Raw genomic sequence first — 23480 nt, 5'->3', positions numbered from 1 at the left:
GATAGTGATGATATGATTCAATTTAAATGCCTTCCCCTGCATCATAGATAGACTGCTCTTCTTCACGCATCGTACGCATCAGACTAATGACCCCTAGCGTCCCAACAATAATGCTGCCATTTAAAATAATGGCATAAAGGTCTTTTTCTAAAAATAACTGCACTAAAAAATAAGAAATGACTAATGAAAAGATGGGTGATACAACCCAAATACGTATAATTTTTTTCACAATATGCTTATGGAAGATTTGCTTTCCGTTTTTCGCCATCCCCATCCCAATGATGGATGAAGAAGTGACTTGTGTTAAGGGTACTGGAAGCCCAAAAATTGAGCTTACGCCAACAAGCAGTGCACCTGTACTTGAAATGAGAATGCCCTCTGCCTTTTGAAAGCGCACTATTTTTTTGCCGTTTGTTTCAAGCACTCGTTTACCAAGTAGCAGAGCACCTATTGCGACAAATGCACCGCCAAGCACAATGCCCGTTGTCACATCCATCATTCCTGCTCCCACCAAGGGTCCAACTGCATTGGCAACATTATTCATCCCCGCTGAAAATGCTTCGAAAAATCCTGCTAAAACGAGAAGAACAGTTAAAATTGGCCGATCTTTCAGCAACCCTGTGTTTTGTAACTTATATAATAACTTTCCACATACAAGAGCAATGACAAAGGCAACAAGCGGTACAATCACCCAAAATGATATAATGACAAGCAGCGAATTGACGAATAGTACTTTATAGGCAATTCCTACACCCACGACAGCACCCACTGTTACTTCACTCGTTGATAAGGGAATGCCTAAAAGATTGGCGAAAAATAACGAGCTTGTCGCAGAAATCAAGATAATGATGACAACCTTTACCGTAATATATTCCTGGGGCATAATGCCTGAGCTTATCGTTTTGACTACCTCTCCTCCGCCTAATACAGCTCCACTGTAGACGCCTATCGCGCATAAAAGCAATGCTTGCCACGCTTTTTTGATGGCACCTGCCCCATAAGCAACACCCATTGAGGCTGCTGCACCGCTTGCTCCTATGTTCATCGCAAAAAATAAACTAATAGCTATTGCAAAATATTCAAGCATGGCAGAACTCCTTTATTCATGTAACCCGCACTCGGTTTTACCAGAACCTTGCCATCTACCTGAACGTAAATCCTCCATTGTAAATGCTGGTTTCGTACAATGCTCACAGCCGATGCTTGGATAGCCTTGATCGTGTAACGGATTATATGGCAAACTGTGCTTTGAAACATAGCGCCAGACATCCTTCCAAGTCCAATGAATCAATGGACAAACTTTAATCGATTTAAATTTATCGTCACGATTTAAAAAGTTTGTTTGTTGACGTGTTGGTGATTGCTCACGGCGTAAGCCTGATATCCAAGCCTTTTTACCTGATAAGGCTTCGTGTAAAGGTTTTATCTTACGAATATCACAGCACTTATTTGGGTTAGACTTCCATAGTTCTTCACCATGTTGTGTAGCTTGTTGCTCAAGTGTAAGGGCTGGCTTTTTCATGACAATGTTAAGTTGTGGATATTTTTCTTTGACTTTATGAATGGTTTCATATGTTTCTTTAAAGTGTACATCTGTATCTAAAAAAACAATCGTAGCGTTAGGCTTTACCTTTGAAATGAGATCAATTAAGACAATGCCCTCAATACCAAAGCTACATGCATAGACGATTTCATCTCCATATTCTTGATAGCTCCACTGTAAAACCTCTAGTGCAGCCTTATACATATCATCAACCTGAAAATCAATGATCGGTTCTTGCCAATTTTCGTAAGTTAACATCGAATCCCCCTCATAGCAAAAAAGGCGTTCTAACAAAAGACATAGGAAAAACAGGTCTTTGTTAAAACGCCTCTAGTTTGACTAGCCAGCTCTATATTTAATGATTGTTCACTAGTAGTTGTTACCTCGTACTACAATCATTCTTCTTATTACCAAATATATACTAAAGTACACCAAGCAGTCAACTAGGTTTTTTAAATATCTTTTCCATACACCCATTTTTTTTGTTCTTTGCTGCATATGATGAGTGGAATCTAAGGACACTTCTATTAATTTTCAAAATAAATAATCTTTTTTATAATTCCTTGTTGACTAATAGGAAATATATGTTTAATGTATTACTAAAGCTTTGACCTAAAAAAACGCTGATCAGAGGATCTGAAGGCCATCTACCCAATGTTGTCATGTCATTGTGGGTGATGGCTTTTTGCATTCTTAAGACAGAAAAGGGGCGGATTAACTATGAAAAAAAAGAGCTATGTTCTCCAATCATTGGCATTATTAACTATTCTAACGCTTAGTTTAACTGGCTGTGGAAGTGCTAACTCAGATGAAAAAGCAAGCGAACAGGAAGACAAGAAGTCTGTAGAGCTACTAAATGTTTCCTATGATCCAACACGGGAGCTTTACGATGAGTTCAACAAAGATTTTGTAAAAAAATGGAAGGCTGATACTGGCCAAGACGTCACAATCAATCAATCACATGGTGGATCTGGCAAACAGGGGCGTGCAGTTATTGATGGTCTTGAAGCCGACGTTGTGACACTCGCACTCGCTTACGATATTGATGAAATTGCTCAAACTCGTGAGCTGCTGAATAAAGATTGGCAAACCGAATTTGATCTTAATTCGACTCCCTATACATCTACAATTGTTTTTTTAGTTCGCAAGGGCAATCCAAAAAACATACAAGATTGGGATGATTTGATTCAAGATGATGTATCTGTCATAACGCCTAATCCCAAAACATCTGGAGGTGCACGGTGGAACTACTTAGCTGCTTGGGCTTATGCCGGAAAGTTATATAACAATGATGAGACAAAAATAAAAGAATTTATGAAATCACTTTACAGCAATGTAGAAGTACTTGATTCTGGCGCTCGTGGAGCTACAACAACATTCGTAGAACGTAAAATTGGTGATGTCTTAATTGCGTGGGAAAATGAAGCATACCTCTCTCTCAATGAATTAGGTAAGGATGAATTTGAAATCATCACGCCTTCTTTAAGTATTTTAGCTGAGCCACCAGTTGCAGTTGTAGACAAAATCGTAGATAAAAAAGGGACACGTGAAGTCGCTGAAGCTTACTTACAGCATTTATATAGTGATACAGGGCAAGAAATTGCGGCGAAAAATTATTATCGACCACGTAGTGAAACGATTCTAGCAAAGTATAAAGATCAATTCCCTCAGCTTGAACTTGTTTCCATCGATGATTTTGGTGGTTGGTCACAAGCACAAGCAACCCATTTTAAAGATGGTGGTACCTTTGATGAAATATACGTACCACAATAAGGAGCGTTTTGATGAGCAGTTTAATCATTCCTAAAAAATCGCGTCGAATTATTCCAGGCTTTCATTTATCTCTTGGTTATACAATGCTTTACGTAAGTTTACTAGTGTTACTACCACTTTCCATGATTTTCATTCATACCATGTCCTTAAGCTGGTCAGCATTTATAGATATCATTACAGATCCCCGTGCTGTTGCTTCCTACAAAGTGAGCTTCAGCACTGCACTGATTGCAGGCTTACTAAATGTTTTTTTCGGTACGACTATTGCATGGGTTCTCGTTCGCTATCAATTTCCCTTTAAACGAATCATTGATGGGCTTGTAGACTTACCTTTTGCATTGCCTACTGCTGTCGCTGGAATTGCTTTAACATCTCTTTATGCGCCAAATGGTTGGATTGGTCAATTTTTTGATTTTAAAATTGCCTTTACACCTCTTGGCATCATTATTGCTTTAACCTTTATCGGGCTACCCTTTGTTGTACGAACGGTCCAGCCCGTTTTACAAAATATCAGTGCTGAGGTGGAGGAAGCTTCGGCAAGCCTTGGAGCCAATCGTTTACAAACCTTCCGTAAAGTCATCTTACCAGAGCTAGTACCAGCTATTTTAACTGGCTTTTCCTTGGCCTTTGCGCGCGCTTTAGGTGAATATGGCTCGGTTGTTTTTATTGCAGGAAATATGCCGATGAAAACGGAAATTACGCCGTTAATTATTATGACAAAGCTTGAGCAATATGATTATGCGGGGGCAACTGCCATAGCTGTTGTCATGCTTGTGACATCCTTTATTTTGTTGTTCACCATTAACTTGATACAATGGCTAGCCAATCGTCGGTTTGTACATTAGGAGGTACTATATGGAACAATCAACTTTTATTCAGCAGGCTAGTACAGAAAAAAGGAAAGCAGCTACACAGACTGCTGCCTTACAGGAGCCTCGTATTATTCGCTATACGTTAATATTTATTGCCTTAGCTTTTTTAGCTTTCTTTATCGTACTACCTTTAGTATCTATTTTTATTACAGCCTTTCAAAAAGGATCCGATGTTTACTTTACTGCGATTACACATCCAGATGCATTAGCTGCTATTAAGCTTACATTAATCGTCGTAGCCATTACTGTACCCCTCAATGCAATCTTTGGCGTAATGGCTGCCTGGGCACTTACAAAGTTTAATTTTAAGGGGAAAAATCTATTGCTTACTATGGTAGATTTACCTTTTGCAGTTTCACCTGTTATCGCAGGTTTAGTATTTATTTTATTGTTTGGCTCACAGGGACTATTTGGTGAATGGTTGTTTGCACATGATATTAAAATTGTTTTTGCACTACCTGGCATTGTCCTTGCCACAATTTTCGTCACATTACCCTTTGTTGCACGTGAATTAATACCGCTGATGCAAACCCAAGGTATATCTGAGGAAGAAGCGTCCATTTCATTGGGGGCAAGTGGCTTTAAAACCTTTTGGTATGTCACATTACCCAATATTAAATGGGGACTATTCTATGGTTTGATTTTATGTAATGCACGAGCCATCGGAGAATTCGGGGCTGTGTCTGTGGTATCTGGTCATATTCGTGGCATGACAAATACGATGCCCCTTCATATTGAAATTCTCTATAATGAATATCAATTTGCAGCAGCCTTTGCAGTTGCTTCCTTAATGAGCGTAATGGCCATCTTTACATTAATTGTGAAAGACATTATTGCTTGGAAATCAAAATCTAGTTAAAAGGAGATGGTCTCAATGAGTATACAAATTCAAAACGTATCCAAAAAATATGGGTCCTTTCAGGCACTAGAGGATATATCCGTACATATTCAGTCTGGGGAGCTAGTAGCACTACTTGGCCCTTCTGGATCAGGAAAAACCTCATTATTACGTGTGATTGCTGGGCTTGAAACAACGGATGTCGGCAATATTTTATTTGATGGTCAATCCATCACAGATCGTCATCCAAAGGAACGCAATGTGGGCTTTGTCTTTCAACATTATGCGCTTTTTCGCCATATGACGGTCTTTGACAATGTAGCCTATGGCCTGAAGGTACGTCCTCGAAAAAGCAGACCTTCAAAACAACAAATCAAAGATAAAGTGATGGAATTATTGCAACTTGTGAAGCTTGAAAATTTCTCAGATCGATATCCAACACAGCTCTCAGGTGGGCAACGACAACGTGTCGCACTGGCAAGAGCGCTTGCTGTAGAGCCAAAGGTACTGTTACTAGATGAACCATTTGGAGCTCTCGATGCAAAAGTACGCAAGGAGTTACGTCGCTGGCTTCGAAAGTTACATGATGAATTTCATATTACAAGTATTTTTGTGACACATGACCAAGAGGAAGCTCTCGATGTTGCAGATCGCATTGTGGTCATGAATAATGGCAAAATCGAGCAAATTGGTAGTCCAGATGAGGTCTATACAAACCCCAAAAGTCCATTTGTCTATGACTTCTTGGGCAATGTTAATCTATTTAAAGGTCGCTTACATAATGGTAAGCTCATGCAGGGTGAAGTTGCACTTGATGTACCTGAGGCCCTAACACATTCAGAGGACAATGCGATAGGCTATGTACGTCCACATGATATTCAGATTGAGAAAACAAGTATTTCAGGTACAGTTCCTGTTAAAATCAGCCACATTCATTTGCTAGGACCTATCGTTCAAATTGAACTACGCCGTGAGGATCTTGATGAATTTTTAGAAGCGGAGTTATCAAAAGAACAATTTCATCTTCTTCAACTGAAGGTGGGCGATCAGGTATTTGTAAAGCCGAAACAATTAAAGGTATTTATTCCTGAGGATTATTCTATATAAAAAACCATGTAGCAAATTTTTCTTTGCTACATGGTTTTTATTTTTAATGAAATTCTCTCCCATCATAGACAGCTGTGACATACCCAGCACGAATGACAAAGTCTCCAAAATGTTCGCCCTCTAAACGTTCCTTTGAAAAATGCAGAAGAATTGGTCGTAGCTCTGCTAAAATTTCCTCTTCACCAATATTTTCACGATAGATTTTATTTAAGCGATTGCCTGTAAAACTTGCACCAAGGTACATATTGTATTTACCTGGCCCTTTGCCAATAAAGCCGATTTCACCCATTGCTGCACGTGAACAGCCATTTGGACAACCAGACATGCGAATAACAATTTCTGTTTCATTTAAGCCAGTCTCATCAATAATGGCATCAATTTTTGTTATAAGAGAAGGTAAATAGCGTTCTGCTTCTGCCATGGCTAAGCCACATGTTGGTAATGAGACACAGGCAATGGAATTGCGGCGTAAGGCAGAATAATGCGCACCGTCTGTTAGCTTGTATTGTTCAATAAGCGTATTTATTTGTTTCTTTTTCTGGGGTGTTACATTGCTAATCATTAGGTTTTGGTTCGGTGTTAAACGAAAATCACCCGTGTGCACCTTAGCTATTTCACGTAAGCCAGTTAACAACTGATAATCCTCAAAGTCTTTTATACGGCCATTTTGAATAAATAACGTATAATGCCAATGACCATCTGCCCCTTTAATCCAGCCAAATTCATCACCTGTACGCTCAAAAGTATAAGGACGAGCCTGCTGAATTTCCCAGCCTAGACGACGCGTTAATTCTTCTTGGAACCATTCAAGTCCTCTCGCATCAATCGTGTATTTAAATCGTGCATTTTTACGGACAGAGCGATTCCCATAATCACGCTGTATCGTTATTATTTTTTCTGCTGTTTCTAGTAATTTATCTGGCGTTATAAAGCCAATTTCACGAGCAAGCTGTGGATAGGTTTCATGATCACCATGTGTCATGCCCATGCCTCCACCAACCGCTACGTTAAAACCAACAAGCTGATTGTCTTCAACGATGGCAATCAGTCCGATATCTTGTGAAAAAACATCTACATCATTACTTGGTGGAATCGCAATACCAATTTTAAATTTACGCGGCAAATATTGAGCTCCATAAATCGGTTCAATTTCTACATCCTGACTATCTACTACCTTTTCTCCATCTAACCATAATTCATGATAAGCACGTGTTCTCGGCAGTAAATGCTCACTTAGTTTTGCAGACCAATTATAAACTTCTTCATGTAATGCAGACTGGTTTGGATTGACATTACACATCACATTACGGTTCACATCTCCACATGCAGCAAGAGAATCCAATAACACCTCATTGATTTCCTGCATATATTTTTTAACATTCCATTTTAAAATGCCATGTACTTGAAATGCTTGGCGTGTTGTTAATTTTAAAGAGCCATTACCATACTTTCTAGCCATTTCATCCATCACAAGCCATTGCGCTGGGGTAGCTGCTCCACCTGGTGTTCGTACACGTACCATAAATTGATAGGCCGGTTCCAGCTTTTGTTTCTGACGTTCATTCCGAAGATCTCGATCGTCCTGTAAGTAACTGCCATGAAATTTCATAAGGCGATTATCGTCCTCTGGGATACCAGAGCTTAATGGATTATTCATGGTACGTTCGAGTGTTCCACGTAGGTAATTACTTTCGGTTTTAATACGCTCTACATCACTTGGTTTCCCGGGCTGTGGAGGTAACACTATTTTTTCAGTCATTCTTTATCGCTCCTTTAATCCATTACACCTCAGCGTATTGGGCATACCTGAGGGTTTACTTGCTAACAAAGAGATCAACTCATTAATAAGGGAAGGTTTTCGAGAAATTTGTGTTGAACTCCATTAATAAACGTCACGTTGGTAGCGTTTTTGCTGTTTTAATTCATTCACATAGGCTTTTGCTTCCTCTGGTGTTTTCTGTCCTTGCTGCTCAATAATTTGATGAATGGTTGCATCCACATCAGATGCCATTGATTTTTCGTCACCACATACATAAATGACAGCCCCCTGCTCCAGCCACTCATAAAAACTTGCGGCATTTTCTTGCAATTTATGTTGAACATAGATTTTTTGGTCTGTATCACGTGAAAAGGCTACATGCATGTGACTTAATGTGCCAGCAGCTAGCCAACGTTGCCAATCCGTTTGATAGAGGAAATCCGTAACAAAATGCTGATCACCAAAGATGAGCCATGCTTTCCCCTTAATCCCTAACTCTTCTCGCTCCTCTAGAAAAGCTCGATATGGTGCAACACCTGTGCCTGCACCAATCATAATAATTGGCGTTTCATTATTCTCTGGCAATCTGAAATTCGGATTTTTATGAACATAGATTGGTAATGTATCACCTATTTGTATTCGTTCTGCCACACTTCCAGAGCAAACACCAAGACGTTGTCTACCTGCTGTTTCATAGCTTACCTTGCCAATCGTTAAATGAACCTCTTCGCTATTGGCCTTTTGGCTACTAGCAATAGAATAAAGTCGAGCTGGAATTTTACGCAGTAACTCTACAAATTGCTGTGCACTCCAAGTAAATGGTGTAAATTCCTCTACTAGGTCGAGCAAGTCTCTTCCTTTTGCATAGTCCTTCCAGGCTTTTGGTTCTTCAAATAGCTTAGAAAATTCTTTATGCTCTGTATAAGCAGCAATTTTTTCGAGTAACGGTTTAGATAACACCGTAATTTCTAATTTTTTCTGTAGTGCTTCTTTTATTGTTATTGTTTCATCAAAAACAGTCACTTCTGTCTCCGAATCAAATTGAAGTGCTGTCAGCAATGCATTGACTAATTGTTCATCATTCTCTGGCAGAATGCCAATGCTATCGCCAGGTTCAAAATGAAAATTAGCTCCCTCAATCGATAATTCAAGATGACGCGTCTCTTTATTGGAGCCACGACCATTTAGATTTATATTTTCAAGTACTTCAGCGTAAAATGGATTTTTTCTTGAATATGTAGATTCTTCAAGTACTTGCGCCCCTTCGTTGTGTGCTGAAGTAGACGTTGCTGAAGTTGTATGCTGAAGAAATTCCTGTTGAACCGCAGAGAACCACTGTGCAGCTGCGTCATCATAATCTACATCGCAATCTATACGAGGAACAATTCTTGTTGCACCTAATTGCGCAAATCGCTCATCGAAGTCCTTACCTGTCTTACAAAAAAATTCATAGGAGCTATCCCCTAAAGCAAGAACCGAATATTGTAGGTGTTCTAGCTTAGGCGCCCGCTTGCTATGCAAAAATTCATAGAATTGTATCGCTTGATCTGGTGGATCTCCCTCTCCATGTGTACTCACAATAAGTAATAGATTGGTGATCTTCTTTAAATTACTAGCTTTAAATTTCCCTAATGATGAGACAGTTACATCTACCTGCTGCTCTTTTAAAGCTGCTGCATACTTTTCAGCTAATCCTTGACTATTGCCTGTTTGGGAACCATATAAAATTGTTATTGTTTTGGTAATCGGCTGGGCTGCTGGTGGTGCCTGTTCAACAATTGCTTCAAGAGTTGCTTGGGGAGCACTTAGGTAACCGTTTAGCCAAAATTTTTGTTCAATTGTTAATTTAGGGAGAAGCTCGTTTAATAACTTCACCTGCTCTTCATTAAATGGACTGTTTATTACTTGTAATTTCAATCTTTGCCACCTCACGAATCTTCTTCATTTCATATTTTTTAATTTATCGAAGCCTTATTTTTTCCTTTTTCTCAATCTGAACCACATAGGAATTTTGAACAATCAATGTAATTGATCCGTGGTTCACAGTATTTAACATTTGGCGGACATTATCTAATGCTAGATTTACATTTTCAGTTCTTTTATCTACCATTACGAAACACCTTCCTCTTTAAAATGTAGTAATTCATCAATACGTTCCACTAATACTTTTTTCACATTGTCGTCATAGCCTAAGCTTTCACATAACATAATGTTTTGACTGTCAAAGCCTTGTAATCGCTTGGCAATACTTTGTCTTAAAATGCCTGTAAATAATAAATAAGGGACAATAAAAATTTGCTGTTGCTTCCCTTTAACTTGCAGTAACCAGTCTTCAAAGGTTGGTCCCATTCCGTATAAGAAGCATGTATCAACGGCTTTATAGTGATATTTAGTACGTAGCCTTTTGGCAATTTTGGCTAAATCCCTCTTGACGGCTGGATCACTACTCCCACGTCCTATGAGTAAAACACTCGCATTGCTGTTAGGTTGCTGTTTTTCTATTATCCTAGCTTGTAATGTGTCAATTAATCGTTCATGAATGCCAAGAGGCTCACCATATGTAAACTTTACATATGGGTATAGTTTTTGAGCTTTTGCCATTTCTTTCGGAATATCATGCTTTGCGTGTTGAGCAGCTAGTAGGAGAATAGGCATTACGGCAATCGCTGTTGCCCCTTTCCGAATACAGCTAGCAATGCCTTCTGCAATGGTTGGTGTTGCCAGCTCTAGAAAGCATATTTCCTGAATAGCTACTGTCACTTCTTGTTGTACGCCTTGAAGAAAGTTTACGGCCTGCTCTACACCTTCCTTGACACGACTGCCATGTGCAATATATAAAATAGCCTGCATAATCCCACAACCTTATCCCGTTATTTGGATTGGCTGTGCGGGGTTTTGCTCAAACCAATGAATGGTTTCTCTTAAGGTCACAACCTTCCCTACTAATATGATGCTAGGGTTATGAATATTTTCTGTACGCACAATTTCCTCAATTGTAGCTAAAGTCCCCGTAACAGTTCTTTGCTTAGTAGAAACTGTTCCCCAGTGAATAACAGCCACAGGCGTTTTTTCATCACGGCCATATTTGAGTAATTGTTGACGGATATACGGAAGATTACCAACACCCATATAAATGGCAATCGTATCAATTCCTTTTGCAAGACTTTCCCAACGGATAGCATCTTCTTTTCCATCCTGCATATGCCCAGTAACCATAGCAAAACTTGAACCTAAGTTACGATGTGTGACAGGAATACCTGCATATGCTGGAGCTGCTATACCTGACGTAATACCAGGAACAATTTCAAAGGGAATTTGATGCTTCGCTAACACATCTGCCTCCTCTGCCCCTCTACCAAAAACAAATGGGTCTCCTCCTTTTAATCTTGTGACAACATATCCTTGTTGGGCATAATCAACAAGCGTTTGGTTGATTTGCTCCTGAATCATGGCATGTTGCTGAGGCAATTTCCCGCAAAAGATTAATTTAGCGTCTTTCTTGGCATAGGCTAATAGCTCTTTATTAATGAGTCTGTCATATAAAATGACATCTGCACATTCAATGCAACGTAATCCTTTAATCGTAAGGAGGTCAACATCTCCAGGACCTGCACCAACAATATAAACTTTCCCCATTTCATCTCACTCCTTCTGTCAATTACGCCTCGTTGTAATGGCATTTCAGATTGATTAAACTTACTAATAAGGGTCCTCGATTTTCTAAACCTGACACTTTGCTTTCGGTACAAAAACCTTTACTAAATTAAGATAAAGAAAAAAGGCTAATATTATCCTTAGACACAAAAATGCCTATGAATAATAAAAGCCTCTAGTTTGCTAGTCAGCCACATATTTAATTCTTAGTAATATAATAAGAATAATAAATAATTTAGTATATTCTGTCAACACTAATTTTGATACTTCGTTAGGCACAATAAAAACCAGTTGTCGATATCAAGATCGACAACTGGCTGATCTAATTATGTGCTTACCATGGTCTACGATATCGCGGACCTGGTCGAAAATATGGACCTGGTGGATATGGTCGATAGTTTGGATAATATGGATTGTAAGGATATTGATTAAATTGAGAGCCAAGGAAACTGCCTAAAAAACCACCAAAAAACGGTGCGCCAAATGGCCAAATAAAGCCTCCAAATCCTCCGCCTGGATAACCTCCGAAATTGCGCATATGCTACCTCCCCTTTTTACTCTATCGTATGAAGGAAGATACATCTATCATATGTAGAATGCCTATTCTATCGGGATTAGTGCATAAATCACAAAAAATCAGCGAGAATAAACTCCCGCTGATTGACATGCTTTATTATTTTTCTTCCCCTAAACGTTGGACAAAATTCGCGAGTGTACGGACCATAACACCAGTACCACCCTTAGGTCCTAAATCATGTACAGCTACAGCATCAGATGTGCCTGCTATATCCAGGTGAATCCATGGTGTATCACCAACAAATTCGCCCACAAAACCGCCGCCGAAAATCATATGACCATCACGACCAGGTGAATTATTTAAATCAGCTACATCTGATTTTCGAATTCGTTTTTTATCATTTTCTGTTAAAGGCATACGCCAAACAAATTCATCGGTCTCTTTTGCAGCTTCCATAAATGCTTCAAAAAATGCATCATCATTTGCAAGAGCACCTGTTTTATCCATACCTAGTGCAGTAATAACGCCTCCAGTTAAAGTAGCAACATCGATCAGTGATGTAGCCCCTTGCTGTTTAGCATATGTAGTTGCATCTGCCAGAACTAAACGCCCTTCTGCATCCGTATTTAATACTTCTACCGTTTTTCCGCTGTACGTCGTAATCACATCATCTGGTTTAAACGCTGTATCAGACACCATATTATCTGTAGAACCGATAACGGCTACAACATTTTTATTTGGACGTAATTCACCGATAATTTTCATCGCACCAAGTACAGCAGCGGCACCGCCCATATCACCTTTCATACCAACCATAGAGTCCTTTGGTTTTAAAGAATAGCCGCCTGTATCATACGTTACACCCTTACCAACAAGGCCAATTGGATCTTCAAAATCTTCAGTCGCTTTATATTTTAAGGTAATTAATCGTGGTTCTTCATAAGAGCCTTGGTTAACACATAATATACCACCCATACCTAGTTCCTCTAATTGTGCTTTATCTAATATCTCTACTTCAAAATCGTATTCCACAGCAAGAGATTGTGCATAGTTAGCTAAATCCGTAGCTGTTAGTAGGTTTGGAGGTAAATTAATTAAGCTACGAGCTTCATTGACAGCATCTGCATAAATCACACCTACCTCAAAGCTTGCCACCACTTCATCTAAATCCTCTGCTGTAGTCACAAGGTGAACAGCATCAATACGTTTATCTACTTCGTTTGAAGTTGTTTTATAATGTGGGACAGCATAATAGCCAAGGCCAATTCCTTCACCTGCTAAAAATGCTACATCTGCTGTTGAAATTGACTCTGTTGTAAATGATTCAAGCCAGATGGAATACTCTTTTACTTTTAAAGATCTTAATTCTTTTCCCACTAAACCAAATGCTGTGCGAATATCACCTTCTGTGAGGTTTTTACGCTCATCTAAACCTACAAATACAATACGTTTCAGGTTAGCATGGTCTTTCACAAATGGTAATTTCGTTAGTTTCTTTAATTCAGTTGAGACGTCTCCTGCACTAATCCATGTATCAAGGGCTTCACCGTAAAAAGATGAAAAGCTTGCCCAGTCCTGCATTTGTTCACGATGTTTTGTGACTCCTACCACTAATAGTTCAGTAGAAATCGTTTCAAATGTTTTTGCTTCTTTTACAATATGCATGTAAATTCCTCCATTCCATATACTATTATAACGAAGTTTCTGAAAAGCGCGTAATATTTGCCTATATCTTCTTTTAGAAAATAATGAATGTTATAATAAAAGCAATTATTTGCGAAGGTTGTGATGAAATTGAGTTTACTCCATAATACCCCATTACTAATTGCCCTCTTTGCGGTTCTCTTTGCACAGTTTGTTAAAATCCCCATTCATTTTTTAATGACTAGACAAGTAAAATGGGGACTTTTTACCTCAACAGGAGGAATGCCTAGTTCTCACTCTGCTTCTGTCACTGGATTGGCAACCTCAATTGCCTATGAGACGGGTTTGGAATCCCCCATTTTTGCGGTAGCTGCAATGTTTTCCATTATCGTGATGTATGATGCTAGTGGTGTTCGTTACCAAGCAGGTCAGCATGCAGCCATTTTAAATCAACTGCGTAAGGATTTCCAAACATTGCTTCATGATTTAAAAAAATGGCCACAGATGGACGGACAAGAAAAAATGGAGGAATTAAAAACATTATTAGGCCATAAACGAAGTGAAGTATTTTTTGGGGCTCTAACGGGTATTTTTATCGCCATCATAGCCTACGAGTTTTTCATCTAACAGACATCAACACATCCTCTAGAGGAGGCTGTGTTTTTTGTATAAAAAAAGTATTCTTTCTTCAATTGAAGAAAGAATACTAAGCACGTTAGAACATTCGATAGCCACTTTTACGTAAATAAATCATCACGATACCAGCCACAATAGAACCCGCAAAGCCACCTGATAAAATAGCAATMTCCACAAACTGAAGTGCCTGTAATTTATCAATTAATGCTGGGAATGCAGAGCCTGGCTTAAAAATATAATCTAAGAAGCTTACTTCATCTACMNTRWMKMTKAYAMCAATYKSMKASMCMAYKRSMMTTAACCATGTCATCCGTAACAGCATATTTAACAAGAATCCGATACMMRWKWASRKGAMGAAAAATAAYAAAATAGAAATGATTAACTGTACTAATGAAACTGGACCATCCATGTATGTATAACCTCCGTTTTCCTCTCATTAGTTTACATGATTACGACACCGCTTTCAATGAACATATCCTTGTTTTCGCTTGTTCGTCATATTTAGGAAAATCATCAATCGATCATCTATGGTTGATCTTTGAATTTAGGGGTATATGCTTCTTCCGCGGGTATTTGCTTCTCCTTCGTCGTAGATGCTTTTTCCACCAAAAAACTATTGAAGACAAATGCTTATCTTCAATAGTTTCTATGATTTTATGAAGTTGATTGAGCTACTAAAAACTTTGGTGATTTCCAAAGCTGTGCCCATTTTTTAAATGCTGTCAGCACAATTAAGAAGCCAAGCATTAACATGATAACAGATAAAATCCCATTTAACATATTAAAGCCTGMAGCGGCTGGATTCCAGTATACATTTTTAATCATCCAATAGCCTGCAACGTTGACCGTAATGTADAAATAAGCCAATGGGATAAAGCATGTCAATGCATAGATGCGTTTATCTGCGACCTTCAATACCATCGTCACGCCACATACTAGACCAATGGCTGCCATTAGCTGATTGGATACACCAAATAATACCCAGATTGAGCTTATATCCCCTGAATACAATAAATAGCCCCACATAAAGCAGGCAAGTGCACTAGCAAAAATTGTACCTGGTACCCAATTGGTACGCTTCAGTGGTTTATAAACATTGCCACCAAAATCTTGTATTAAATAACGAGCTACCCTTGTTCCAGCATCAATGGCTGTAAGAATGAAAACCGCTTCAAACATAATGACAAATTGATAGAAGTACGAAGATAACTCTGCGAACCAAGGAATACCTGTAAAGATATCTGTCATACCAACTGCTAGCGTTACAGCACCTCCTGTTCGTCCTTCCAAGTCCATGCCGATACTTTGAGACAATGCTTGTAGATGAACGGGCTCCATTCCTAATGTAGCAAATACAGCTGGTGCTGAGTTAATCGCAAAATAGTCGGCTGGATGAAGAGCAGTAGCTGCGATTAAAGCCATCACACCTACTAGTGACTCTACTAACATAGCACCAAAGCCTACAATACGGATGTCCTCCCAACGATCAATCATCTTAGGTGTTGTTCCTGAGCCTACAAAAGCATGGAAGCCAGAAATGGCACCACAGGCAATTGTAATAGAAACAAACGGCCACACAGGACCGGCAATTACTGGTCCACCACCATGAATAAACTCTGTCAATGGTGGGAATTGAATAGCAGGATTAACAAAGAAAACGCCAATAATTAGTGCAATAAATACCCCAATCTTCATGAAACTACTTAAATAATCACGAGGTGCTAATAAAAGCCACACAGGTAATGCAGCGGCAAAAAAGGCATAGATTGGTAAGATGATAGCTAATGTATCCCGATCAAATGTTAAAAAATCACCGAATGCTGTGCCTTGAATAAGCGGTCCGATAAATACCCCAATCATTAATAAAATAAAGCCTATAGTAGATGTAACAATTAAATTGCCTGTTTTACGATAGGCAATACCCACAAGCATGGCGATTGGTATCGTAATACCTACAGCAAATGTTCCCCATGGATTGCGCTCTAAAGCACCTAACACCACCATCGAGAGACCTGCCATTGTAATCGTAATAATGAATAGCATCGCAAGGCCTGTACAGAAACCTGCGATAGGGCCTAACTCCTCCTTCATCACTTCCGATAGGGATTTACCACCATGACGCATGGAAGCAAATAAAACAACAGCATCATGAACTGCCCCACCAATTACTGCTCCGATTAATAGCCATAGAAGTCCAGGCAAATACCCAAATTGTGCAGCTAGGATTGGTCCAACTAAAGGTCCTGCTGCTGCAATCGCTGCAAAATGATGCCCAAAGGTTACCCACTTATTCGTCGGAACATAGTCTTTACCATCTTCCAAAGCGTGGGCTGGGGTGGGCGTATCATCTTTTATTTTAAGTACCTTCTTTGTAAAGAAAATGCCATACAAACGATAGCTGATCATCAAAATACAAATAGACCCTATCACTATTGTAATCGCATTCATGCAAACACCCCTTTTACTTTTTCCACATCATAGCAAAGGAATGTCCATATTATTCGTAAAATAACTGAAATGTCAGAAATTAAAGTTGAAAGGTAGTAGTTGTCCGTTGAAATGCAACTACTTCGATAGGTCAAAAATTTTCCGTACATCCTTCATATATAGCCTACTTACTGGAATGGAATGTCTGTTATGCACAATTAAATTAAATTTAGAACTACTCCAAGGCTCTAATTCCACAATATGCTCTAAATTGACAATATACGCGCGATGGACACGTACAAAGCCTTTTAAGGTAAGTCTTTTTTCTAACGCGGCCAATGATTCAGAAGCAAAAAAACGCCCCTGCTCTGTCACAACAACCGTTTTACTATCCTCAGAGGTACAATACAAAATATCCTGTATTTTCAATAATAAAATTCGATCGTTTGCATAAACTGTTAACTTATCGAGCTTGTCCAACTGAGATGCCTTTAACTCCTCCATTGTTTTTGCTTGCGCAGCTCTTTTTTTAGCTAACAGTTTTTCCACAGCTGTTTGTACCCTTTCTGCCTCAAAGGGTTTCAATATATAATCAAATGCATTGACTTCAAATGCCTGCAAAGCATAGTCATCGTAGGCTGTAGCAMAAATAATTTCAGGTCTCTGTGCATTCAGTAATAATTGTTTAGCTAAGTCAAGTCCATTGTTCATGCCTAATTCAATATCTAGAAATATACAATCGACTTCTTCAAGCTGTGACGCTTTGCACAACTCCTCAAGATTTTCAGATTCACCACAAACATTCACTAATGCTGTTTGCTCTAATAAATATCGCAGTTCCGCGCGTGCTAAGGGTTCATCATCCACAATATATACATTCAAATTTTTCTACTCCCATCTAGTCGCCTTTAACGGCAGTTGAATCATAATTTTTGTGCCCACACCTAACGTACTTGTTATATGAAAATCCGCTTCAGAACCATAAATTTCATGGATCCTCTGATAAATATTCCAAAGAGCGGTTCCTGTCCCCTGTTCGGATTGCATTATACGCTTGCCAAGTTGTTTTACCTGCTCCTTCCTCATACCACAGCCGTTATCTTCCGTTAACAGGACCAGCTTATCATTCACACGTTGTACTTTGACATAGATTTTGCCTTCATTACGATTTTTAAAGGCATGATAAATAGCATTCTCGACAAGAGGCTGTAAGGTAAATGGAGGAATTTGCACATCAAAGAGTGTTTCATCCATGATAAATTCAACTTCGTAACGATTTGGAAACCGTGTTTGCTCAATAGATAAATAAGCTTCAACATGATCTATTTCATTTTTCAATGGAATGAGCATTTGCCGTGCGCCCTGCAAATTGCTTCTAAAAAATGTACTAAGCTTGATTAATAATGCTCTTGCCTCATCTGCATCTGTCCGAATCAAGCTTGAAATAGTATTCAGACTATTAAAGAAGAAATGTGGATGAACTTGTGCTTGTAATGCCTTGATTTCAGCATCCTTTAATAATTTTCGCTGTTGCTCAATTTCAGCATATTCAAGCTGAGAGGAAAATAGTCTACTCAAACCCTCTGCTAGCTCCTTCTTCACCCCTGTCAAAGAATCCGCTTTAGTGAAATAAAGCTTTAAGCTTCCCACTGTTCGATGCTGTACCTTCAAGGGCAAGACAATGGCAGCACTTAATGGGCAGCTAGCGTGTGGACATTGAATTTCCTTTTGAGATGTAGCCATTAAAATTTTGCCTTCCTCTAATACTCGTTTTGTCAAAGCTGTCATGATTTCTCGATGAATTAAATGATGATCCTCACCAACGCCAACATGTGCTAACACCCCATTTTTATCGGTAATAGCGACCGCATCTACTTTTATTTCTCTTTTAATAATTTCTGCAACCGTTTGGCATGATTCTTCATTCAAGCCCTTACGAAAATGCTCAATTGTTTGTTGGGCAATTGAAAAAGCTTGATGGGTTTGTAATGCCTTTGTTCGCTCCTCTTCATCAATAAACGTTTTAATAATCATGAAAAATAAAAATATCCCAAAGGCATTCATTAAAATCATCGGCATTGCAATTAATGAAACTAACTGCAAGGCCTGCTCAAATGGCTTGGCGACTACTAAAATCACCAGCATTTGAATCGTTTCTGCACAGATGCCGATAATGACTGCTTTCTTATAGGAAAAAGTTTGACGTATTTTAAAGCGTTTACTTAAACCACCTGTAATAAAGCCAGCTAGAATTGTTGAAACACCGCAGGCTATTGCTGTAAAACCACCAAGTGTAATTCGGTGAATACCTGCAATAATTCCTACACATACACCAACAAGTGGTCCACCAAAAATTCCTGCAATGGCGACACCAATTAATCTCGTATTAGCAATGGCCTCCTCCGCATTGATCGTACTATGTATCATCTGATTTAAAGGATGGATTGTCCCACTTTCAATTTTAATCCCTGTATAACTGCTGATAATACATAGGCTACTAAAGATAATAATGAGCCATATTTTCTCTTTCGTTCCTTGCTCCTGAAACAGCTTTTCTCGAAAGAGTCGCCATCTTGACATTAAAAAGGCAAACACAATGATCAGCCCAACTCGCTCTAACATAAATAAAAACAGCTCCATCAAAGGTCACCTCCTAAAAGTCATATTATTTTTTAAAGAATAAACGATAAGAGGTATAACCAAAAATATCCCCTGGATTAATCCCTTCTATCGTCTCTAATTGATGTCTTTCAAATTGATTGGAAGCCATTTCCTTTAACATCACAGAGGTTGTTTCATCTTGTGCTAGTTCCTGTGGATACAACCATTTAGCTTCTAAAATTTCTTTTTCTTGAATGGAAACCTGCTGCTGCTCATCTAGCATTCGACAATAAAAAATGGCCATATTATCACTGATGTCATCACGGATGACACCTGTTCTAAATCCAATTAAGCCTGAGACTCTACAATCGATGCCTGTTTCTTCTTTGATTTCACGAATGACCGCCTCATCTACCGTTTCTCCTGCATTAACAAAACCTGCTGGCAATGACCAACGTCCTTTCAATCCGCTATAAGCCTTTTTCACAACTAACCATTGTCCAAGCTCATTCACCGTAACTCCTGATACACCCAACCATATTTTCCCTCGATCTTTTCTCATAACCTTCACCTCTATCTACCTATTATACCTGCTCACTTTCTATGGAATGAAGCATTTATTCTGAATTTTACAGTTAATCCACAGTGAAAATGCTTCTTTCATTCAACCTCAATGAAAGAAGCTATTATACATTGCCTTGAATTTCACTAAATAAGGTCATAAAAATTTGTTGGAAGTGTCAGATGATTTTTAACATAGTTACTTACAAACGGGAAAATAAAAAGAAAGAAAAAAGCTCCTTTCATTCATCATGTTTTGCAACATCATCAATCAAAGAAGCCTATTATTGTTAGCCCATTATTCGAATGGATTTATTTACTTTTACTCACAAACCTCAGGTGTACCTTCACGCTTTGCTGTTCTGAAAGACGTACCGCAGCCACATGATGCAATGGCATTTGGATTATCGATTGTGAAGCCACCGCCCATTAGCGATTGTTTATAGTCAATTTTTGTTCCCATCAAAATCGGCGCATCTTCACGGGAAACAAGAATTGTTAAACCATGCTGAACATCTTCAAAATCATCATCTTTTTTCTCTTTATCAAAATGCATGCCATAGGATAGCCCGCTACAGCCGCCACCATTCACCACTACACGTAAAAAAGAACCTTGTTCTTCATTATGCTCCATCATTTCATTAATATGAAAGCCAGCAGCCTGTGTCACTTCTATAATTTGCTTTGTACTTGTCATCCCAATCACCTTCCTTCTTACGTATTATCATAACAATTTTGACCATTGTATGACAAACATTCAGCTTCAAGTCGATTATAAGTTATAATTCTCATATTTTTCACATTAATAGTATTTTTTATTCATGTTAATAAAAACATCATTGGTATAATAGTTACAACGAATTCTTGGCAGGGGGTAATATATATGGAGATTTCACCATATTATGAGAAAAAAATTCAATGTTTAAATTGCAAAAAAGAATTTCCAACATTAAAAGTGCGTTCAAAATTTATTAAAGTAGATCATACGGAAACAGATTTTCAACCTATTTATGCAGATGAAGTGAATGCTCTCTATTATAATGTTTTTGTATGTGAACATTGTGGCTTTTCCTTTACAGAAGACTTTACAAAATATTTTGCACCGGGTATCCAAGATGATATACGTACACAAATTACAGAAAAATGGGTGCATCATGATTTCAAGGGTGAACGTACCGTATTTCAAGCGATTCAAGCCTATAAGTTAGCGTTTCTTTGTGGCAAGATTAAAAAAGAAAAAAATGTAGCGATTGCTGGACTAACTCTACGTCTTGCATGGCTTTATCGTTCCTTAAACAATAGTGGACAAGAAGAGCGCTTTATGAAATTAGCACGTGATTATTATATGGAATCTTATTCTACCGAGGACTACAGCTCTACACAAATGTCAGCTGTCCGAATTATGTATATGATTGCTGAATTATCTAGACGTATTGGAGATATTGAAAATGCGACACGCTTCTTTTCTAGAGTCATTGAAAAACAAAGTGTCGGTGGTGAGGCAAAAATTATAGATATGGCGAAAGAACAGTGGGCCATTATTCGTGAAGAAAAAGAACATGCGCGTCATAAATAGGTAAATAAAAAAGTTCTAGCTTGCAAACAGCTAGAACTTTTTAAAAAGGCTTAGAATACTTGCTCTACTTCGACGATACCTGGTACTTCTTCTAATAATGCTCGTTCAATACCAGCTTTTAATGTAATCGTAGAACTTGGGCAACTGCCACAAGCACCTAATAAACGTAATTTCACAACGCCATCCTCAACATCTACTAATTCACAGTCTCCACCGTCACGTAGTAAGAATGGACGTAATTTATCTAATACCTCTTGAACTTGGTCGTTAATTGTTGCTTCTGCCATTTATCTCGACTCCTTTCCTTATAATGATTATAATGTTAGCAACAGAAAAAATCCAATATTGAATCACAAGGAGAGAAAATACTATGCCATCAACAAAACCTATGATTGAAATTTATGGAACAGCTGTCATCTGTGCTAGTTGTGTCAATGCCCCATCTTCCAAGGATACATATGAGTGGCTACAAGCAGCCATCAATCGCAAATATCCAGATCAAGCATATGATATTCGCTATATCGATATTGAAGGTCCAATTGAGAATGAACGCGACCAAGAGTATGCGTCACGTATTCAAGACGATGAATTTTTCTACCCCCTTGTCCTCATTAACAGTGAGGTAGTTGGAGAGGGCTATGTCCAACTAAAGCCTGTATTTACGGCCCTTGACAATTTAGGGTTTGTCCCAGACGAAATGTTTTAATAAAAATAAAGGGATTATTTCAAAATGATTTTTGAAACAATCCCTTTCAGCTAATTAATCATTTTGACGTTTGTAATACCATAATAATCCTGATTTCATTAAGCGAGCGATACGCCCAGTTACTGTTGTATCAGCTAAGTATACAAAGCCTTGTTTTTTACCAAGAGCTCCCATAAAGCCTTTTAATTTAATATCTGGCATCTTCTCTGGTAAATGTTCACCTTTCCAACGCATACGAAGTACTTTCACAATTTGCTCCGCTTGTTCCTCTGCTAATTGTGCTGTTGGGGCTAAATCTGATGAAGCACAATCTCCTACAACATAGACATGTTCATCATCGAGTAAATTAAAATACTGTGTGACAAGTGGACGGTCATGTTTATCTTTCTCAACATCCATATCACGCACAATTTTGACTGGCTGGACACCTGCAGTCCAAACCACTGCATCGAGTAAAATTTCATCATCATGATTAAAAATTTTACCTGGCTCTACTCTTGTAATATTTGAATTGGCAACCACATCAACATTATGCTTAACAAACCAATCCTTTACATACTTACTTATTTTTTCTGGAAAATCTTTCAATATACGTTGACCACGGTCAAATAGCTTGATTTTTAAATCTGAGCGACTTTCACGTAGCTCACTTGCAAGCTCAATTCCACTTAGGCCAGCCCCTATAATTCCAACTGTAGACCCAGCTGGTAACCCACAAAGTGCTTGGAATGTTGCACGTGATTTACCCATTGTTTGAATGCTGTACGTATACTCTTCCGCACCTGGTACACCATGATATTTATCTTCACAGCCAAGCCCAATGACTAAATCATCATATTCTATACGTTGTCCGTCTTCAAGAATGACTACTTTTTCCGCACGATTAATTTCAACGACTTCTCCATATACGGCTGTTAAACGTTCATGCTCTGGGAAGCTTACACGAATTTCTTTATCTGTTGCTGTCCCTGCCGCCAATGCATAAAACTCTGTTTTTAAACTATGGAAAGGGGCTCTATCTACTATAACTACCTCTCTGTCTAATGGTAGGCTGTTTAATAGACGAAGCATGACACGCATATTGCCGTAGCCGCCACCTAAAAGTACTAATTTTCCCATAATAGTCTCCTTTTATATCTCTTTTAATAATTGTTCACAAAGTATCCACAAACGAGTATAACCGATTGTGAGAAGTTTCACAATATCAGAATGAAATTTTGTGAAAGATTTCACAAAATAAACGAGAACCTGTTCATTTCTATTGAT

General features: G+C 38.5%; 23 protein-coding genes and 1 pseudogene. 7 read left to right on the top strand and 17 right to left on the bottom strand.

Going from position 1 to position 23480, the window contains the following annotated elements; all coding sequences use genetic code 11:
- Window positions 1-22 precede the first annotated feature (22 nt).
- On the bottom strand, window positions 23-1087 hold the full coding sequence (locus ACHZEU_RS18780; RefSeq protein ID WP_048394449.1) for an inorganic phosphate transporter: 1065 nt from the start codon (window positions 1085-1087) through the stop codon (window positions 23-25).
- 12 nt (window positions 1088-1099) lie between these two features.
- On the bottom strand, window positions 1100-1801 hold the full coding sequence (locus tag ACHZEU_RS18775; protein ID WP_404803638.1) for a phosphoadenylyl-sulfate reductase: 702 nt from the start codon (window positions 1799-1801) through the stop codon (window positions 1100-1102).
- A 462-nt stretch (window positions 1802-2263) separates the two neighbouring features.
- Between ACHZEU_RS18775 and ACHZEU_RS18770 the strand changes: the two genes are divergently transcribed.
- Genes ACHZEU_RS18770 through ACHZEU_RS18755 form a run of 4 tightly spaced genes read left to right on the top strand, consistent with a single transcriptional unit; the run spans window position 2264 to window position 6133 of the window.
- Window positions 2264-3316, top strand: coding sequence for a sulfate ABC transporter substrate-binding protein (locus ACHZEU_RS18770; RefSeq protein ID WP_404803637.1), 1053 nt, complete (start codon window positions 2264-2266; stop codon window positions 3314-3316).
- An 11-nt stretch (window positions 3317-3327) separates the two neighbouring features.
- Window positions 3328-4161 (top strand): sulfate ABC transporter permease subunit CysT, encoded by an 834-nt coding sequence (gene cysT, locus ACHZEU_RS18765; protein WP_048394444.1) that lies wholly within the window; start codon window positions 3328-3330, stop codon window positions 4159-4161.
- Between the two features lie 10 nt (window positions 4162-4171).
- Window positions 4172-5047 (top strand): sulfate ABC transporter permease subunit CysW, encoded by an 876-nt coding sequence (gene cysW, locus ACHZEU_RS18760; protein WP_269897699.1) that lies wholly within the window; start codon window positions 4172-4174, stop codon window positions 5045-5047.
- A 15-nt stretch (window positions 5048-5062) separates the two neighbouring features.
- Window positions 5063-6133 carry a sulfate/molybdate ABC transporter ATP-binding protein gene (locus tag ACHZEU_RS18755; RefSeq protein WP_048394440.1) on the top strand — a complete coding sequence of 357 codons (1071 nt, stop codon included), beginning with the start codon at window positions 5063-5065 and terminating at the stop codon, window positions 6131-6133.
- Window positions 6134-6176: 43 nt separating this feature from the next.
- On the opposite strand, the gene cysI is transcribed toward ACHZEU_RS18755, so the two are convergent.
- The 7 genes from cysI to ACHZEU_RS18720 form a co-directional block, all read right to left on the bottom strand.
- The gene (gene cysI / locus ACHZEU_RS18750; protein WP_404803636.1) at window positions 6177-7892 is read right to left on the bottom strand and encodes an assimilatory sulfite reductase (NADPH) hemoprotein subunit; all 1716 of its coding nucleotides are present in this window, start codon (window positions 7890-7892) and stop codon (window positions 6177-6179) included.
- 123 nt (window positions 7893-8015) lie between these two features.
- A complete protein-coding gene (locus tag ACHZEU_RS18745) occupies window positions 8016-9809 on the bottom strand; it encodes an assimilatory sulfite reductase (NADPH) flavoprotein subunit (protein WP_404803635.1) in 1794 nt (597 codons plus the stop codon).
- Between the two features lie 43 nt (window positions 9810-9852).
- Complete coding sequence (locus ACHZEU_RS18740) at window positions 9853-10002, bottom strand: YezD family protein (RefSeq protein WP_004228347.1); 150 nt, start codon at window positions 10000-10002, stop codon at window positions 9853-9855.
- Window positions 10002-10742: a sirohydrochlorin chelatase gene (locus ACHZEU_RS18735; protein WP_054549435.1), complete on the bottom strand. Its 741-nt coding sequence runs from the start codon at window positions 10740-10742 to the stop codon at window positions 10002-10004. Before ACHZEU_RS18735 ends, ACHZEU_RS18740 begins: the two co-directional genes overlap by 1 nt.
- Window positions 10743-10754: 12 nt before the next feature.
- Complete coding sequence (gene cobA, locus ACHZEU_RS18730) at window positions 10755-11528, bottom strand: uroporphyrinogen-III C-methyltransferase (RefSeq protein ID WP_054549436.1); 774 nt, start codon at window positions 11526-11528, stop codon at window positions 10755-10757.
- 352 nt (window positions 11529-11880) lie between these two features.
- The gene (locus ACHZEU_RS18725; protein WP_016991509.1) at window positions 11881-12084 is read right to left on the bottom strand and encodes a hypothetical protein; all 204 of its coding nucleotides are present in this window, start codon (window positions 12082-12084) and stop codon (window positions 11881-11883) included.
- Window positions 12085-12219: 135 nt separating this feature from the next.
- Entirely contained in the window at window positions 12220-13728 is a 1509-nt protein-coding gene (locus ACHZEU_RS18720) for a leucyl aminopeptidase (RefSeq protein WP_048394430.1), read from the bottom strand.
- A gap of 123 nt (window positions 13729-13851) precedes the next feature.
- Here ACHZEU_RS18720 and ACHZEU_RS18715 point away from each other — a divergent pair, with 123 nt between their 5' ends.
- Complete coding sequence (locus ACHZEU_RS18715) at window positions 13852-14334, top strand: divergent PAP2 family protein (RefSeq protein ID WP_048394429.1); 483 nt, start codon at window positions 13852-13854, stop codon at window positions 14332-14334.
- An 88-nt stretch (window positions 14335-14422) separates the two neighbouring features.
- Here the strand turns inward: ACHZEU_RS18715 and ACHZEU_RS18710 are convergent.
- The 6 genes and pseudogenes from ACHZEU_RS18710 to ACHZEU_RS18685 form a co-directional block, all read right to left on the bottom strand.
- Window positions 14423-14752: pseudogene (locus ACHZEU_RS18710) on the bottom strand (YuiB family protein).
- 245 nt (window positions 14753-14997) lie between these two features.
- On the bottom strand, window positions 14998-16791 hold the full coding sequence (locus ACHZEU_RS18705) for a carbon starvation protein A (RefSeq protein ID WP_404803634.1): 1794 nt from the start codon (window positions 16789-16791) through the stop codon (window positions 14998-15000).
- 117 nt (window positions 16792-16908) lie between these two features.
- Complete coding sequence (locus ACHZEU_RS18700) at window positions 16909-17652, bottom strand: LytR/AlgR family response regulator transcription factor (protein ID WP_404803633.1); 744 nt, start codon at window positions 17650-17652, stop codon at window positions 16909-16911.
- A 6-nt stretch (window positions 17653-17658) separates the two neighbouring features.
- Window positions 17659-19410, bottom strand: a complete 1752-nt coding sequence (locus tag ACHZEU_RS18695; RefSeq protein WP_048394424.1) for a sensor histidine kinase — start codon at window positions 19408-19410, stop codon at window positions 17659-17661.
- A gap of 25 nt (window positions 19411-19435) precedes the next feature.
- Window positions 19436-19933 carry an NUDIX domain-containing protein gene (locus tag ACHZEU_RS18690; RefSeq protein ID WP_048394423.1) on the bottom strand — a complete coding sequence of 166 codons (498 nt, stop codon included), beginning with the start codon at window positions 19931-19933 and terminating at the stop codon, window positions 19436-19438.
- Window positions 19934-20254: 321 nt separating this feature from the next.
- Window positions 20255-20629 (bottom strand): iron-sulfur cluster assembly accessory protein, encoded by a 375-nt coding sequence (locus ACHZEU_RS18685; RefSeq protein ID WP_048394421.1) that lies wholly within the window; start codon window positions 20627-20629, stop codon window positions 20255-20257.
- A 186-nt stretch (window positions 20630-20815) separates the two neighbouring features.
- On the opposite strand from ACHZEU_RS18685, the gene ACHZEU_RS18680 reads away from it, so the two are divergent.
- A complete protein-coding gene (locus tag ACHZEU_RS18680) occupies window positions 20816-21508 on the top strand; it encodes a DUF2225 domain-containing protein (protein WP_404803632.1) in 693 nt (230 codons plus the stop codon).
- A 50-nt stretch (window positions 21509-21558) separates the two neighbouring features.
- On the opposite strand, the gene ACHZEU_RS18675 is transcribed toward ACHZEU_RS18680, so the two are convergent.
- Window positions 21559-21795, bottom strand: a complete 237-nt coding sequence (locus ACHZEU_RS18675; RefSeq protein ID WP_004228295.1) for a NifU family protein — start codon at window positions 21793-21795, stop codon at window positions 21559-21561.
- An 83-nt stretch (window positions 21796-21878) separates the two neighbouring features.
- On the opposite strand from ACHZEU_RS18675, the gene ACHZEU_RS18670 reads away from it, so the two are divergent.
- Window positions 21879-22214, top strand: coding sequence for a YuzD family protein (locus ACHZEU_RS18670; protein WP_404803631.1), 336 nt, complete (start codon window positions 21879-21881; stop codon window positions 22212-22214).
- Window positions 22215-22268: 54 nt separating this feature from the next.
- On the opposite strand, the gene ACHZEU_RS18665 is transcribed toward ACHZEU_RS18670, so the two are convergent.
- Complete coding sequence (locus ACHZEU_RS18665) at window positions 22269-23333, bottom strand: NAD(P)/FAD-dependent oxidoreductase (RefSeq protein WP_404803630.1); 1065 nt, start codon at window positions 23331-23333, stop codon at window positions 22269-22271.
- Window positions 23334-23480: the final 147 nt, after the last annotated feature.

Source organism: Lysinibacillus sp. S1 (assembly GCF_044986265.1).
GTDB lineage: Bacteria > Bacillota > Bacilli > Bacillales_A > Planococcaceae > Lysinibacillus > Lysinibacillus capsici.
Note: the sequence above shows the minus strand (reverse complement) of the source record. Positions and strands in the feature narration are given on the sequence as shown.

What these genes read in the sequence shown, in the direction of transcription:
- ACHZEU_RS18780 (WP_048394449.1), bottom strand. Translation starts at nt 1,087, where the DNA reads ATGCTTGAATATTTTGCAATAGCTATTAGTTTATTTTTTGCGATGAAC.
- ACHZEU_RS18775 (WP_404803638.1), bottom strand. Translation starts at nt 1,801, where the DNA reads ATGTTAACTTACGAAAATTGGCAAGAACCGATCATTGATTTTCAGGTT.
- ACHZEU_RS18770 (WP_404803637.1), top strand. Translation starts at nt 2,264, where the DNA reads ATGAAAAAAAAGAGCTATGTTCTCCAATCATTGGCATTATTAACTATT.
- cysT (WP_048394444.1), top strand. Translation starts at nt 3,328, where the DNA reads ATGAGCAGTTTAATCATTCCTAAAAAATCGCGTCGAATTATTCCAGGC.
- cysW (WP_269897699.1), top strand. Translation starts at nt 4,172, where the DNA reads ATGGAACAATCAACTTTTATTCAGCAGGCTAGTACAGAAAAAAGGAAA.
- ACHZEU_RS18755 (WP_048394440.1), top strand. Translation starts at nt 5,063, where the DNA reads ATGAGTATACAAATTCAAAACGTATCCAAAAAATATGGGTCCTTTCAG.
- cysI (WP_404803636.1), bottom strand. Translation starts at nt 7,892, where the DNA reads ATGACTGAAAAAATAGTGTTACCTCCACAGCCCGGGAAACCAAGTGAT.
- ACHZEU_RS18740 (WP_004228347.1), bottom strand. Translation starts at nt 10,002, where the DNA reads ATGGTAGATAAAAGAACTGAAAATGTAAATCTAGCATTAGATAATGTC.
- ACHZEU_RS18735 (WP_054549435.1), bottom strand. Translation starts at nt 10,742, where the DNA reads ATGCAGGCTATTTTATATATTGCACATGGCAGTCGTGTCAAGGAAGGT.
- cobA (WP_054549436.1), bottom strand. Translation starts at nt 11,528, where the DNA reads ATGGGGAAAGTTTATATTGTTGGTGCAGGTCCTGGAGATGTTGACCTC.
- ACHZEU_RS18725 (WP_016991509.1), bottom strand. Translation starts at nt 12,084, where the DNA reads ATGCGCAATTTCGGAGGTTATCCAGGCGGAGGATTTGGAGGCTTTATT.
- ACHZEU_RS18720 (WP_048394430.1), bottom strand. Translation starts at nt 13,728, where the DNA reads ATGCATATTGTAAAAGAAGCAAAAACATTTGAAACGATTTCTACTGAA.
- ACHZEU_RS18715 (WP_048394429.1), top strand. Translation starts at nt 13,852, where the DNA reads ATGAAATTGAGTTTACTCCATAATACCCCATTACTAATTGCCCTCTTT.
- ACHZEU_RS18695 (WP_048394424.1), bottom strand. Translation starts at nt 19,410, where the DNA reads ATGGAGCTGTTTTTATTTATGTTAGAGCGAGTTGGGCTGATCATTGTG.
- ACHZEU_RS18690 (WP_048394423.1), bottom strand. Translation starts at nt 19,933, where the DNA reads ATGAGAAAAGATCGAGGGAAAATATGGTTGGGTGTATCAGGAGTTACG.
- ACHZEU_RS18685 (WP_048394421.1), bottom strand. Translation starts at nt 20,629, where the DNA reads ATGACAAGTACAAAGCAAATTATAGAAGTGACACAGGCTGCTGGCTTT.
- ACHZEU_RS18680 (WP_404803632.1), top strand. Translation starts at nt 20,816, where the DNA reads ATGGAGATTTCACCATATTATGAGAAAAAAATTCAATGTTTAAATTGC.
- ACHZEU_RS18675 (WP_004228295.1), bottom strand. Translation starts at nt 21,795, where the DNA reads ATGGCAGAAGCAACAATTAACGACCAAGTTCAAGAGGTATTAGATAAA.
- ACHZEU_RS18670 (WP_404803631.1), top strand. Translation starts at nt 21,879, where the DNA reads ATGCCATCAACAAAACCTATGATTGAAATTTATGGAACAGCTGTCATC.
- ACHZEU_RS18665 (WP_404803630.1), bottom strand. Translation starts at nt 23,333, where the DNA reads ATGGGAAAATTAGTACTTTTAGGTGGCGGCTACGGCAATATGCGTGTC.